11 protein-coding genes and 1 pseudogene are annotated in these 14,276 nt (G+C 68.8%); 9 read left to right on the plus strand and 3 right to left on the minus strand.

Features of this window, described 5'->3' with window-relative positions; all coding sequences use genetic code 11:
* Positions 1-122: 122 nt before the first annotated feature.
* From egtB to GGR24_RS11900, 9 genes are all read left to right on the plus strand, one after another.
* Positions 123-1,391 carry an ergothioneine biosynthesis protein EgtB gene (gene egtB, locus GGR24_RS11860; RefSeq protein WP_183395560.1) on the plus strand — a complete coding sequence of 423 codons (1,269 nt, stop codon included), beginning with the start codon at positions 123-125 and terminating at the stop codon, positions 1,389-1,391.
* On the plus strand, positions 1,391-2,341 hold the full coding sequence (gene egtD, locus GGR24_RS11865) for an L-histidine N(alpha)-methyltransferase (protein ID WP_183395561.1): 951 nt from the start codon (positions 1,391-1,393) through the stop codon (positions 2,339-2,341). The genes egtB and egtD overlap by 1 nt, the downstream gene beginning before the upstream one ends.
* 98 nt (positions 2,342-2,439) lie before the next feature.
* Positions 2,440-2,814, plus strand: a complete 375-nt coding sequence (locus GGR24_RS11870) for a hypothetical protein (RefSeq protein ID WP_183395562.1) — start codon at positions 2,440-2,442, stop codon at positions 2,812-2,814.
* A 73-nt stretch (positions 2,815-2,887) separates the two neighbouring features.
* On the plus strand, positions 2,888-3,838 hold the full coding sequence (locus tag GGR24_RS11875; RefSeq protein WP_183395563.1) for an ArgK/MeaB family GTPase: 951 nt from the start codon (positions 2,888-2,890) through the stop codon (positions 3,836-3,838).
* A gap of 144 nt (positions 3,839-3,982) precedes the next feature.
* Positions 3,983-5,356 (plus strand): cell wall hydrolase, encoded by a 1,374-nt coding sequence (locus GGR24_RS17865; protein WP_183395564.1) that lies wholly within the window; start codon positions 3,983-3,985, stop codon positions 5,354-5,356.
* A 21-nt stretch (positions 5,357-5,377) separates the two neighbouring features.
* A complete protein-coding gene (locus GGR24_RS11885) occupies positions 5,378-6,400 on the plus strand; it encodes a P1 family peptidase (protein WP_183395565.1) in 1,023 nt (340 codons plus the stop codon).
* Positions 6,401-6,607: 207 nt separating this feature from the next.
* Positions 6,608-6,811, plus strand: coding sequence for a hypothetical protein (locus GGR24_RS11890; protein WP_183395566.1), 204 nt, complete (start codon positions 6,608-6,610; stop codon positions 6,809-6,811).
* A 123-nt stretch (positions 6,812-6,934) separates the two neighbouring features.
* Complete coding sequence (gene murI / locus GGR24_RS11895; protein WP_183395567.1) at positions 6,935-7,795, plus strand: glutamate racemase; 861 nt, start codon at positions 6,935-6,937, stop codon at positions 7,793-7,795.
* Between the two features lie 84 nt (positions 7,796-7,879).
* Complete coding sequence (locus GGR24_RS11900; protein WP_183395568.1) at positions 7,880-8,416, plus strand: GNAT family N-acetyltransferase; 537 nt, start codon at positions 7,880-7,882, stop codon at positions 8,414-8,416.
* Positions 8,417-8,425: 9 nt separating this feature from the next.
* Here GGR24_RS11900 and metH read toward each other — a convergent pair.
* The 3 genes and pseudogenes from metH to GGR24_RS11920 all read right to left on the minus strand — a co-directional run bounded on the left by metH (position 8,426) and on the right by GGR24_RS11920 (position 14,223).
* Positions 8,426-12,237 (minus strand): annotated as a pseudogene (metH, locus tag GGR24_RS11905) (methionine synthase).
* 46 nt (positions 12,238-12,283) lie between these two features.
* Entirely contained in the window at positions 12,284-13,201 is a 918-nt protein-coding gene (gene metF, locus GGR24_RS11915) for a methylenetetrahydrofolate reductase [NAD(P)H] (RefSeq protein ID WP_183395571.1), read from the minus strand.
* Positions 13,201-14,223 (minus strand): metalloregulator ArsR/SmtB family transcription factor, encoded by a 1,023-nt coding sequence (locus tag GGR24_RS11920; RefSeq protein ID WP_183395572.1) that lies wholly within the window; start codon positions 14,221-14,223, stop codon positions 13,201-13,203. Before GGR24_RS11920 ends, metF begins: the two co-directional genes overlap by 1 nt.
* Positions 14,224-14,276: the final 53 nt, after the last annotated feature.

The raw sequence follows: 14,276 nt of genomic DNA on the forward strand, positions 1-14,276 counted from the left end.
GAACCGCGGCCGGTCGACGTTAGTTTCTGTCCGGATCGGCGGAGGCTCGCATCCGTCGGCGCTCGGGTGCGTAACGTGGCTCTTGCCTGCTGCGTAGCCTGATCCTCACTTCAGGAGCGCCAATGAGGCCGACAGTCGCCCGCAAGCAGGATCTCCGCTCGAACCTCGCCGAACGATTCCGCGAGGTTCGGGCGCACAGCCGCCGTCTGGCGCAGCCACTGTCCGACGCCGACGCGACGGCGCAGTCGATGCCGGACGCCAGCCCCGCCAAGTGGCATCTCGCGCACACCACCTGGTTCTTCGAGACCATGGTGCTGAAGCCGAACGCCGCCGGCTATCAGCTCTTCGACCCGACCTTCAATTTCCTGTTCAACTCCTACTACGAGACCATCGGAGAGCGTCATCCGCGGCCGATGCGGGGGCTGCTGACCCGGCCGTCGCTCGAGCGGATCATGGACTTCCGGGCCCATGTCGATCAGGCGATGGAGACGCTGCTCGGCGCCGATCTGGGGCCTGAGGTCGCAGCGTTGATCGAGCTCGGCTGTCACCACGAGCAACAGCATCAGGAGCTTCTGCTCACCGACATTCTTCACCTGTTCGCCCAGAACCCGACACGGCCCGCCTACCGCGATCCCGAGCCGGTCGCGGTGGCGCCGACGCCGGGAGAAACCGGCTGGGCGACGTTCGATGGAGGGATCTTCGAGATCGGCCATGACGGCTCGGGGTTCGCGTTCGACTGCGAAGGTCCGCGGCACCAGGTACTGCTGCAGCCGTTCAGGATCGCGGATCGGCTCGTCACCAATGGCGAGTGGATCTCGTTCATGGCGGATGGCGGCTACCGAAAGCCGCTGCTGTGGCTCGCCGACGGTTGGGCGCAGATCCTCGCGCATCGCTGGGAGGCGCCGCTCTACTGGGAGCAGCGGGACGGCGAGTGGTGGACGATGACGTTGCGCGGCATGCAGCCTGTAGATCCAACGGCGCCGGTCGCTCATGTCAGCTATTTCGAGGCCGACGCCTTCGCCAGCTGGGCCGGCAAGCGGCTGCCGACGGAAGCGGAGTGGGAGCGCGCCTCCGCCGGCCTGCCGACCGCGGGCAACTTCGCCGGAAGCGGTCGGCTGCGGCCAAAGCCCGCTGGGACCGAGGGCGGCCTGAAGCAGATGTTCGGCGACGTGTGGGAATGGACGCGGAGCCCCTTCACGCCTTACCCGGGCTTCCGGCCGGCGGAAGGCGCGGTCGGCGAGTATAACGGCAAGTTCATGTGCGGTCAGTTCGTGCTGCGCGGCGGCTCCTGCGCGACGCCCGAGGGCCATACCCGCGCCACCTACCGGAACTTCTTCCAGCCCGATAAGCGATGGCAGTTCTCAGGGCTTCGCCTCGCCGAGGACGCCTGATGCTTGAAAAAGTGAACCTGCATTCGCGTCAGCACGAGCAGTTTCGCGCCGACGTCATCGAGGGCCTGAGCGCATCCCGGAAGACGCTGCCTTGCCGCTGGCTGTATGACGACCGGGGCTCGGAGCTGTTCGAGCAGATCACGAAGCTGCCGGAGTATTATCCCACCCGGACCGAGACCGGCATCCTCAAGGCGCGCGCCGAGGAGATTGCCGCCTTCTGCGGCGAGCGCGCCGTGGTGATCGAGTACGGCGCCGGAGCCGGCGTGAAGACGGAGATCCTCCTCGGGGCCCTCACCAATCCGGCGCTTTACGTGCCGTTGGACATCGCCGGGGATTTCCTCGCCGCCTCGGCGGCCCGCATCGAGCGACGCTTTCCGTATCTCGAGATCCGCCCCCTGGTGGCGGATTTCACGGACGATTTCGAGCTTCCCGCAGACCTGCCGAAGCTCCCTCCGCGGGTCGGCTTCTTCCCGGGATCGACGATCGGCAACCTTGCGCCGCCCGACGCCGCAGATTTTCTGCGCCGCGTCCGTGGCCATGTCGGCGAGGACGGGCGAGCGGTGGTCGGCGTCGATCTCAAGAAGGAACTCAGCGTTCTGCTCCGCGCCTACGACGACGATGCGGGGGTCACGGCCGAGTTCAACAAGAACCTGTTGCGCAGGATCAACCGGGAGCTCGACGGAACCTTCGATCTCGAGGGCTTCGCCCACGAGGCGCGGTGGAACGCCCGGAACTCCGCCGTCGAGATGCATCTCGTCAGCCTGAAGCGGCAATCTGCGACCGCCTGCGGGCGTCGCTTCTCGTTCGCCCTCGGCGAGACGATCCACACCGAGAACTCGCGCAAATACTCGCTCGAGGCGTTCCGCCGTCTGGCCGAGCGGGCGGGCTGGCGCGTGGAGCAGGTCTGGACCGATCCTGATCGGCTGTTCGCCGTGCTCGGCCTCTGTTGACCGTAGTCCGAAGGAAGAGGTGACGGCGGCGGAGCGGCGTGGCAAACCCGCCGCCGCAGAAGAAGAAGCGTTTTCAAGCGCGTCTCGGAGGATGTTGGATGCGTAAGGAAATTCTCGCGATCGCCGCGGCGGCGCTGTTCGGGACGACGGCGGCGTTCGCGCAGGGGACCTCGCCTGCGACGCCGGGCCAGCCGCCGGTGGACGACACCTACCTCGCCCAGTGCACCCCGCAGGCCACCAAGGAGTTCTGCGGTTGCATCGTCTCCGTGGCGGATCTTCAGATCAAGGATCCGACCGAGCGGATGATCTTCTACGCTTACACGGTGGGCGAGTTCGACAAGGCGCGCGAGCAGCGCGCCGTCCTTCCCGCCGAGCAGAACATGAAGTTCAACGCCGTGCTGCAGCGGGCGGAGGCTATGGTGCATGACCGGTGCGACAAGCTCCGTCCGCAGAAGGACGCTGCGCCGAAATAGCGCGATGAATGTCGACGCGCCGTCTCGCGCGACATGCGAGACCGCGCCGTAGCGTATCCATCTCGGGACGACATTGACCGGCGGCGACTTCCCCGATCTCCCCAGCTTGCGCGCAGGCGGCAAGCCGGCGCTCGCCCGCGCGCTTGCGCGGCTGGAGCGCGCCGCCGGCACGGCTGAGGCCGCGCGCCTGCTGGACGCGGCGGACGCGGAGCCAAAAGGCGAGGTGCTGGGTCTCACCGGCCCGCCTGGCGTGGGCAAGTCGACCCTCACCGGCGCGCTTGTCCGCATGTTTCGCGACAGGGGGTTGACGGTCGGCGTGATCGCCGTGGATCCCTCTTCGATGCGCTCAGGCGGCGCGTTGCTGGGAGACCGGGCGCGAATACCGTCCGACCCCGAAGACGGCGGATTGTTCATCCGCTCCTTCGCGGCGCGCGACCGGCTGGGAGGGCTGTCGGACCTCGCATTCGGCGCTGTCGTGCTCATGAGGGCGCTGTTCGACCGGGTGGTCGTCGAGACGGTCGGGGTCGGGCAGTCAGAGGCGGACGTCGCTCTCGTGGGCGACACGATCCTGCTGGCGGTGCAGCCGGCCTCGGGCGACGCGCTGCAGTTCATCAAGGCCGGCGTGATGGAGTTGCCGGACGTGGTCGCCGTGACGAAGGCCGATATCGGCCCGGCGGCGCGCCGGGCGCGGGACGAGCTTGAAAGCGCACTCACGCTTGCGAGCCCGAACGATGCCCGTTGGACGCCGCCCGTTGCGCTGATCTCCTCGCAGACGGGCGAGGGGCTCGACGCTCTCGCAGGCCATCTGTCAGCCCATTCGGCCTTCCTGCAGACAGATGGACGCCTGGAGCAGCGGCGTCGCGCCCAGGCCGAAGCCCGTATTGTGGCCGCCCTCAGGAGCCGCTTCGGAACGGAAGGCGTGCGGGCCGCCCTGGGGGGCCTTCTCGGCTCGGAGGGAGGGCAATTCGGGCGCGAGGCCGCCGCCGCGAGGCTCCTCCTGGAGCGCCTCCATGCCGTCCGCTAAGTCGCTCAATCGTCGCCGTTAACCGCTCCTCAAGGTTAAGGACTGATAACTTCCTCGAAGCGGTGAAGCGGTCGCGCGGCTCTGAAGTGAGGCGGCGCCGGTCGTTCGGGGAGTGGCGTCATGCGGGGACGTGGACCGGGACTTGTGGCCCCGCCTCGCTCAGCTCGTCCCAAGAGGCGCGGCCTGCGCATCGTCCTTGCGGCGCTCCTCATCCCCGTCGCCACGACCTCGATCGCGCGCCAGGACGCGCTCAGCCTTCTGCCGGGCTCCGGAGAACAGGGCGAACTGGGCGGCGGTCATTACCTCGCAGCCGTGACGCGCCCGATGGAGCTTGTGTCGCTCGAGGCGGCCGATCTGTTCGGGTCGGGCCGGGGCCCCCTGGTCGCCCCTGATCCGTTTGTCGGCGGCGAGAGCCTGCGCGTTCTGGATCTCCCGGAGCCGCCTCCGGTCGCCGGCTCCAAGAGCGAGCTGCCCGCGCCATTCGTCGACAGGACCGTGAAGGGCGACAGGCAGTTGGTGCGCGCCCCGGCGCTCGCGGAGACGGCCGCAGCGGAGCCGCGCGATCCGGCGTTTGAAGCGCTCGCATCGGCGCATACGCTGCTTCGTCCGGGCCTGACCGGGCTGAACGCCGTGCCTCAGATCGGCGATGTCGCGCCCCCCGCCACCAGCTCCGACCGGGCCGTCGCCTCGGCTGCGATCAAGGGGTCCTCGGGCCCGGCGACGCCGAAGGCGCGAGCGTCTTCTCCGGGCGCGGTGCAGGGCGAGCAGGCGGTCGCCGAGGCGGGATTGACCAGCATCCCGATGGTGCCTCGCGAGGCCGGGCTGAACCATGACGGCTCGACCCCTTCCGTGGCCAGCCTCGCCGGCGGGGCGCTGCCGCACACCACAACCCCTGCAGGCGAGGCGCCGCTCGCCGTCGCGGCGCTGCCGGTGACGCCGCTCGCGGGCCGCGTGCTCGGCGACGATCTCCGCAGCCGACGCGTCGCTCTCACGGCCAGCGAACGCGCGACGGCGGAGGGCGAAACGATGGCGTCCCGCGGCGACGTCAGCGGCGCCATCGAAACCCGCGTCTCGCACCGCGTCTACATTCCGGCGGCGCAGCTCGCCAAAGCTCAGCAATGCCTGGCCGAAGCCGTCTACTTCGAGGCGCGCGGGGAGCCGATCAAGGGCCAGTATGCGGTCGCGCAGGTCGTGCTGAACCGCGTCCGCTCCGGCTATTATCCCTCGGATGTCTGCGGCGTCGTCTACCAGAACAAGCACCGGCGGAACGCCTGCCAGTTCTCCTTCGCCTGCGATCGCATTCCTGATCGCGTCAACAACCTCCACTCTTGGCGGATCGCCGTGCGGGTGGCGCGCGACGTCACGGAGAACGGCGCCTGGCTGCCGGAGGTCGGGGACTCCACGCACTACCACGCGACCTATGTGCGGCCGAACTGGATCCGTGACATGGTCAAGGAAGACAAGATCGGTCGCCACATCTTCTACCGCGTCCGCTGGCGCGCGCCGCTCGACGCTTGATGATCTAAAGACTTTGCGCCCATGCAGCTGTCCGCAGGCCCGCGTAACCTGATCACCGACGTCGCCGGCGTCAGCGTCGGCCATGCGCAGGACCCGATTCTCGCGTCGGGCGTGACGGCGATCGTGTTCGACGCGCCCGCGACCGCATCGGTCGACGTCCGGGGAGGGGGGCCGGGCGTACGCGAAACGGAGCTGCTCGCGCCGGAACGGACGGTCTCCGCCATCGACGCGCTTTGTCTCTCCGGAGGCTCCGCCTTCGGACTGGACGCCGCCGCCGGCGTCATGGCCGCGCTCGCCGAGCAGGGCCGCGGCTTCGCCGTCGGGCCGGCGCGCGTTCCGATCGTCCCGGCTGCGATCCTGTTCGACCTGCTCAATGGCGGCGACAAGAACTGGGGCCGATATCCGCCCTATCGCGAGCTCGGCTTCGACGCGGTCCGCTCCGCGGGTCAGGACTTCGCGCTCGGCAGCGTCGGCGCGGGGCTCGGCGCTCAGACCGCAACCCTGAAAGGTGGGCTGGGCTCGGCCTCGGCGGTCATGCAGACGACGGGGATAACCATCGGCGCTCTCGCGGCGGTCAATGCGCTCGGCTCCGCGACCGTCGGAGACGGTCCCCATTTCTGGGCCGCTCCGTTCGAGCTCGAAGACGAGTTCGGCGGCCTCGGGCCCGCAAACCGGATCCCGCCGGACGCCTGGTTCGCGCCTCAGAAGCCGGTCCCGGGGGCGCACACGACGCTGGCGCTGGTGGCGACGGACGCGAGCCTCACCAAGGCCGAGGCCAAGGCGCTGGCGAGCGTCGCCAATGACGGTCTCGCGCGCGCTCTCTTGCCCTGCCACACGCCGCTCGACGGCGACATCGTATTCGCAGTCTCGACCGGCCAGCGGCAGATCGGCGACGATCGCACTACGACCCTGGCGGCGCTTGGGCACGTCGCCGCCTTGACCCTGTCTCGAGCGGTGGCGAGAGCGGTCTATGAGGCGGAAGAGCTTCCTTTCGCCGGAGCGCTGCCCTCCTGGAAAGCGAAGTTCGGAGCCCGCGCGGGTTAAGGCGGAGGCGGCCCGCGGCCGCTCTCTGTGCTGTAGCGGGACGGGCGCGCGCAGCCCGCCACGGTGGGATCGCCCCCAAAAGGCGCAGGACGCAAAAACGATTAGCGGCTTTTTGTGTTGCGTGTAGCATCGACGGCGTCGGCTGCGGCCGGCGCGGATGCGACGCTTGTCGGGGGCGCCGTGAGATCCAGCGGGCTGGGGGAGCTCGTGGCCTATTATCGCCTGTATTTTTTGAGTGCTGACGGTCGCATATCCGATGTCGTCGAGCTGCACTGCGACACCGACCAGGACGCCTTGGCCGAAGCCGAGAGCAGGCGCGAGGGCCGCCCGACGGAGCTCTGGAACGAGCAGCGGTTCGTGGCGCTGCTCGGGCAACCGACCGCATCGCCGCCCGCCGATGTGAGCCGCTGACGCTTTAGGTCGCAGCTCCCGCCAAACCCGTCACGGAAGCCACAAAGTCGCCGCCTCCGCACGATTCAGTAACCATCCGGCGCTTCAATCAAGGCTGTCGGGGGCGCGGTGCAAGGGCGGGAAATGGGCGTGGATCTGTTCGCGGGGCTCGCCAACACGACGCTGCCGCGGCTCGATAGGGCGCCCAAGGTTCTGGTGTTCGATTCAGGGCTCGGCGGCCTCACCGTGCTGGGCGCCCTGACCGCAGCACTGCCCTCCGCGGACTATGTGTACGCCGCCGACGACGCCGCTTTCCCGTATGGCGGGCTGAGCGACGAGGCGCTCGTGGCCCGGGTCCTGCGCGTGATCGACAGGCTGATCCAGCGCGAGAGGCCGGACCTCGTGGTGGTCGCCTGCAATACGGCCTCCACGCTGGCGCTGCCTGCTTTGCGCGCCCGCTTCGACCTGCCATTCGTCGGCACTGTGCCGGCGATCAAGCCAGCCGTGGCTGCGACGCGCTCGGGAGTCGTGGCGGTGCTGGCCACCCCGGGCACGGTCCGCCGCGAGCACACGCGCGCGATGATCGACGCCTTCGCGGACGGCGCGCAGGTCGTTCTGGTGGGAGCCCCGAATCTGGCGGCCTTCGCGGAGGCGGAACTGCGCGGCGCGCCCGTGGACGACGCGACCCTGGCCGCGGAGATCGGCCCGTGCTTCGTCGAGTCCGCCGGCCGCCGGACGGACTCGGTGGCTCTCGCCTGCACGCATTTTCCGCTGCTGACCGGACGTTTCAGGCGGCTCGCTCCCTGGCCGGTCGACTGGATCGACCCCGCGCCCGCCGTAGCGCGCCGTGTGGTGGCCTTGGTCGGCCGCTCGCCGTCGCCGCGACCGGGCGCTCCGATGCGCGCGCTCTTCACCTCCGAGCGTCCTCTGCCGAGCGCGCTCGAAGCCGCGCTCGAAAGCCGCGGGCTGACGGCGATCGAGCGGGAGCCGCTTCCCCTCGATTGACCGCTTCTCGTCTTCGCGCCGTCATGAAACGCTGGTCGAATGCGCCGCTGCATGGCGCTCGCCGTCTGACCGATCGGAACCGCAATGCTGGGCCGCCTCTATCCGACCATTCTCGAGATCGACGGGCTTCTGGCTGACGTTCCGCATGACGGCTACGCCGACGCGGTGGCCGCGCTGCTGCAAGATCCGCCGGCCGTCGTGACGCTCGGCGGCGCTCGTTCCGGGGAGAGCGCGACGAGCCTGATCGCCCGTGCGCGGGCGCACTGGCGGGAGGCGGGCTTCGGCCTCTGGTTCTTGCGGGACATGCGCGACGGCGGCTTCGCCGGCTGGGGCGGCCTGCGCCGGCGTGAACTCGCCGGCGGGCGCGTGGTGGAGTTCGCCTATGCGCTCGCCCCCAGGCTGCGATGCAAGGGCAACGCCGTGCGGCTCGGCCAGGCGGCGCTCCGGCTGGGCTTCGACAGCCTCGGCCTTCGGGAGATCGTCGCGGTCACGACAGCCGAGAACCAGCACGCGCTGGGCGTGACCGAGCGGCTCGGCTTCGAATACGCCGAAACGGTTGATAGGCCGGACGGCCGCGACCTCATCTACCGCCGAACGGCGGCCGCGCACGCGGCCGCCTGAGGGCGCTGCCTACTCTGCGGCCATCTTGGCGGCGGCGGCCGGATTGTAGTTCAGCACCGGCGCCAGCCACTTCTCCATCGCCGCGAGGTCGAGCCCCTTGCGCGCCGCGTAGTCGGCGGTCTGGTCGCGGTCGATCTTGCCGAGGCCGAAATAGCGGCTCTCCGGATGGCTGAAGTAGAGACCGGACACGGCCGACCCGGGCCACATCGCGTAGCTCTCCGTCAGCTTCAGGCCGATCGCCTCGGTCGCTCCCAGAAGGTCGAACAGGATGCCCTTCTCGGTATGGTCGGGCTGCGCCGGGTAGCCGGGCGCCGGGCGGATGCCCTGATACGCTTCCGCGATGAGCTCGTCGTTGCCGAGCCGCTCGTCGGGAGCGTAGCCCCAATGCGTGCGGCGAACCTCCATGTGCATCCACTCCGCCGCGGCCTCGGCGAGCCGATCGGCGAGGGCCTTGGCGAGGATGCCGCCGTAGTCGTCGTTGGCGCGCGCGAACCGCTGGGTGACCGCTTCCTCGCCGATGCCGGCGGTGACCGCGAAGCCGCCGATGTAGTCCGGAACGCCTGACTCCTCCGGCGCGATGAAGTCGGACAGCGCGAGGTTCGGGCGATCCTTGCCGCGCGCCATCTGCTGGCGGAGCGTGTGCAGCGTGGTCAGTTCGGTGGAGCGGCTCTCGTCGGTGAACAGCACGATGTCGTCGCCGCGCGAGGCGGCGGGCCAGAAGCCGATGACCGCGCGGGCCTCCAGCCACTTCTCGTCCGCCATCTGCTTGAGCATGGCGGTCGCGTCCTCGAACAGGTTCCGCGCGGCCTCGCCGTACTTCTCGTCGGTGAGAATCTCGGGATAGCGGCCCTTGAGCTCCCAGGTCGAGAAGAACGGCGTCCAGTCGATGTAGGGGATCAGCGTCTCAAGCGGGATCTCGTTGAACACCTTCGTCCCGAGGAAGGAAGGCTTCGGCTGGACCTGGTCGAGGTCCAGCGCAAGCCTGTTGGCCCGGGCGACGGAGATCGGCGAGCGGACCTTGTCCTCCTGCGCGCGCGCGTGGTTCTCGGCGAGCCGCGCATAGTCGGCCTGGATCTCGGCCACGTAGCCGGCCTTCGCATCCTTGGCGAGCAGCTGGGACACGACGTTGACGGCGCGGCTTGCGTCCACGACGTACACGGCCTGGCCGCGCTCATAGGCCGGGTGGATCTTCACCGCGGTATGGATCTTCGACGTCGTGGCGCCGCCGATCAGCAGCGGGATGTCGAAGCCCTCGCGCTCCATCTCGGAGGCGACCGTCACCATCTCGTCGAGCGACGGCGTGATCAGCCCCGAAAGACCGATGGCGTCGACCTTGTGCTCCTTGGCGGCGCCCAGGATCTTCTGAACCGGCACCATCACGCCGAGGTCGATGACCTCGTAATTGTTGCACTGGAGCACGACGCCGACGATGTTCTTGCCGATGTCGTGGACGTCGCCCTTCACAGTCGCCATCAGGATCTTGCCGGCGTTGGAGCGCTCGGTCCCGCCGTTGAGGCGCTTCTCCTCCTCCATGAAGGGCATCAGATAGGCGACCGCCTGCTTCATCACGCGAGCCGACTTCACCACCTGCGGCAGGAACATCTTGCCGGCGCCGAACAGGTCGCCGACCACGTTCATGCCGGCCATCAGCGGGCCCTCGATGACATGCAGCGGCCGCTCGGCCTGCTGGCGCGCCTCCTCGGTGTCGGCCTCGATGAACTCGGTGATGCCGTGCACCAGCGCATGCTCCAGCCGCTTGGTCACGGGCTGGTCGCGCCACTTGGTGTCGACGACGCGGGCTTCCTGCTTGCCGCCCTTGAACTTGTCTGCGGCTGCGAGCAGCCGGTCGGTCGCGTCCGGACGGCGGTTGAGGACCACGTCCTCGGCGAGTTCGCGCAACTCCGGGTCGATGTCGTCATAGACGGGCAGGGCGCCCGCGTTGACGATGCCCATGTCCATGCCGGCCGCGATGGCGTGGTACAGGAACACGGAATGCATCGCCGCGCGGACCGGCTCGTTGCCGCGGAACGCGAAGCTGAGGTTCGAGATGCCGCCCGAGATATGGGCGTGCGGCAGGTTCTCACGGATCCATCTGGTGGCGTTGATGAAGTCGACGCCATAATTGGCGTGCTCCTCGATGCCGGTCGCGACCGCGAACACGTTCGGGTCGAAGATGATGTCCTCCGGCGGGAAGCCGACCTGCTCCGTCAGAACCTTGTAGGCGCGGCCGCAGATTTCGGTCTTGCGCTCGAAAGTGTCCGCCTGGCCGACCTCGTCGAACGCCATCACCACCACGGCGGCGCCATAGGCGCGCACCTTGCGGGCGTAGTGGATGAAGGCCTCTTCGCCCTCCTTCATCGAGATCGAGTTCACGATCGGCTTGCCCTGGACGCACTTCAGGCCCGCCTCGATCACCGACCATTTCGACGAGTCGATCATCACCGGCACCCGGGCGATGTCGGGCTCTGCGGCGATCAGGTTGAGGAACTCGACCATGGCCTTCTCGCTGTCGAGCAGGCCCTCGTCCATGTTGACGTCGAGGATCTGGGCGCCGTTCTCGACCTGCTCGCGCGCGACGTCGAGGGCGGCCGCATAGTCGCCGGCGGTGATCAGCTTCCTGAACTTGGCCGAGCCGGTGACGTTGGTGCGCTCGCCGACATTGACGAAGCGGGAGGCGGCGGAGGTCATGAGGCGTCCGTTCCGTGGAAAGTTGACGACGAGGCGCAGCGCGCGGGAGGCCGGCCGGCCTCCCGCAATCGGATTCAGGCGGCGGTCAGCTCGAAGGGCTCGAGGCCGGACAGCCGCATCTTCGGCGGGATCTCCGGAATCTTCCGCGGGGCCTTGCCCTTCACCGCCTCGGCGATCGCCGCGATATGCGCCGGCGTCGTCCCGCAGCAGCCGCCGACGATGTTGACCAGGCCGGACGAGGCGAACTCGCCGACCAGCTCGCCCATCGCCTCCGGGCTCTCGTCATAGAGGCCGAATTCATTGGGGAGGCCCGCATTCGGGTAGGCGCAGATCAGCGTGTCGGCCACGCGGCTGAGTTCGGCGATGTGGCCGCGCATTTCCTTCGCGCCGAGGGCGCAGTTCAGGCCGATCGAGAGCGGGCGCGCATGATTGAGCGCGTTCCAGAAGGCCGCGGGAGTCTGGCCCGACAGCGTGCGGCCGGAGAGATCCGTGATGGTTCCGGAGATCATCACCGGCACGCGGACGCCGCGGTCGGCGAAGATCTCCTCAATCGCGAAGATCGCAGCCTTGGCGTTGAGCGTGTCGAAGATGGTCTCGACCAGCAGTATGTCGGCCCCGCCGTCGAGCAGGCCGCGGGCGGCTTCGCCATAGGCTTCGGCCAGCTGGTCGAAGGTGACGGCGCGGAAGCCGGGATTGTTGACGTCCGGCGAGATCGAAGCCGTGCGGTTGGTCGGGCCGAGCGTCCCGGCGACGAAGCGGGGGCGGCCATCTTCCTTCTCGGCGATGTCGGCGGCCTGCCGCGCGAGCCGGGCGCCTTCGACGTTCAGCTCGTAGGCCAGTTCCTCCATGCCGTAGTCGGCTTGGGCGATCGTGGTCGACGAGAAGGTGTTGGTCTCCACGATGTCCGCCCCTGCGCGGAAGTACTGTAGGTGGATGTCGCGGATGACGTCGGGCTGCGTCAGGATCAGAAGGTCGTTGTTGCCCTTGAGATCCCGCTTCCAGTCCGCGAACCGCTCGGCGCGGAAGTCCTCTTCGCTGAACTTGTGGCGCTGGATCATGGTGCCCATCGCGCCGTCCAGCACCAGGATGCGTTCGGCGGCGAGCTTGCGGATTTTGGCTTCGGTGTCGCTCATGGCGGCCCTCCTTTCGAGGGAAGTTCAGGCTGTGTCGCGCGGCGCTTCAGGCTGCGGCGGCAGGCTTCGCAGTGGCTTCCCGCGCGGGCCTCAGGCCCAGCAGGTGGCAGATCGCGTAGACCAGGTCAGCCTTGTTCATCGTGTAGAAATGGAAGTCCGTGACCCCATGATCGACGAGGTCGAGCACCTGTTCGGCCGCGACCGAGGCGGCGATGAGCTGGCGAGTGGGCGCATCGTCTTCAAGGCCTTCGAAGCGCGCCGCGAACCAGTCCGGGATGCTCGCGCCCGCCCTCGTGGCGAAACTGGCGGTCTGCCTGAAGTTCGAGACCGGCACGATGCCGGGCACGATCGGGATGTGGATGCCGCGCGCCCGCGCCTTGTCGACATAGCGCAGATAATGCGCGTTATCGAAGAAGAACTGGGTGATCGCCCGGTTCGCGCCGGCGTCGACCTTGGCCTTCAGCACATCGAAGTCGGCCTCCTCGCTGGGGCTCTCCGGATGCCTTTCCGGATAGGCGGAGACGGAAAGCTCGATCTCCGGCGCGCGCGAGCGGATGCCCGAGACAAGCTCCGCGGTCGAGCCATAGCCGCCCGGATGCGGCTCGAACTTGGCGCCGACGCCGCCGGCGGGATCTCCGCGCAGGGCCACGATGTGGCGGACGCCAGCCTCACGATAGCTGTCGACGACGGCGTCCACCTCCTCGCGCGTCGCCGAGACACAGGTGAGATGCGCCGCAGGCGGGATGTCGGTCTCCTTGACCATCCGCGCCACCGTGGCGTGGGTCCGCTCGCGGGTCGAGCCGCCGGCGCCATAGGTCACGGACATGAAGTTCGGCTGCAGCGGCGCGAGGCGCTGCACCGCCCGCCAGAGCGAATCTTCCATCTCCGGCGTCTTCGGGGGGAAGAACTCGAAGGAGACGCGGATCGGCCGGCGGCCGGAGCGGGACAGGCGCTTGTTCGGCATCAGGCGACCTCCAGGCTCGAGGGAGGGAAGGCGTCGGAGACGACGCGTGGATCGCGCGCCAGCCAGAGCGACACCGTGAGCTTGTCAGAAGCCTGATCGGGAGGAGGCAGGCTGCGCTGACTTACGAGATCAAGCCCCGCGCTCGACAGCCACGCTGCGATCGTCTCGGGCGCGAAGCCAAGCCGGCGATGCGCGTGGGTCTCGCGCAAGGCCTCAATGCCGTGCGGCGCAAAATCCACGATCAGCAGGCGACCGCCGGGGCGGAGCGTGCGCGCCGCCTCCCGAATGGCGCGCGCGCCGTCATCAAGAAAGTGCAGCACCTGGTGCACGACGACGAGGTCGAAGGAATTGGCCGGGACCGGCAGGGCGAACAGGTCGCCCTGTCGGACCTGGGCGTTCGAGACGCCGGCGCGCAGCAGATTGGCCCGCGCGAGCGCGAGCATCTCGCGGTTCGAGTCGATCCCGACCGCCCGGCCGACGCGCGGGCTGAGGAGCTCGAGCATGCGGCCGGTGCCGGTGCCGAGATCGAGCGCCGTCTCGATGCGGCCTTCGCCGATCGCCTCCAGAATCGCGCGCTCGACGGCGGCCTCCGCGACCTGAAGGCTGCGAACCTCGTTCCAGCGCGTCGCGTTGGCGCTGAAGTACCGGGCGGCGGCTTCGTTGCGCGCCGTGCGGACCTCTGCGAGACGCTGACGGTCCCGCACCAGGGCGGGATCGGAGGCGTCCAGGATCGACAGCGCGGCGCGCAGCGCGGAGCCGCCATGAGGCGGTTCGGCCAGGCCGAAGAACGCCCAGGCGCCTTCCCGGTGGCGCTCCACCAGTCCGGCGTCCACCAGGAGCTTCAGGTGGCGCGAGATGCGCGGCTGGCTCTGGCCGAGGATGTCGGTCAGATCGGAAACCGTGAGCTCGCCCTCGGCGAGCAGCGCCAGGATGCGCAGCCGCGTCGGCTCCCCGGCGGCGCGCAGCGCGGCGAGCGCGGCGTCCAGGCTCAGAGGGTCCGATCTGGGGGCGGAAAAAGACATAAAGATGTCTTTATATGGTTTGACACGGAGGCGCAACGGAGATCGGCGCCGGG

Origin of the sequence: Hansschlegelia beijingensis (genome assembly GCF_014196425.1) — a bacterium.
Taxonomy (GTDB): Bacteria; Pseudomonadota; Alphaproteobacteria; order Rhizobiales; family Methylopilaceae; genus Methylopila; species Methylopila beijingensis.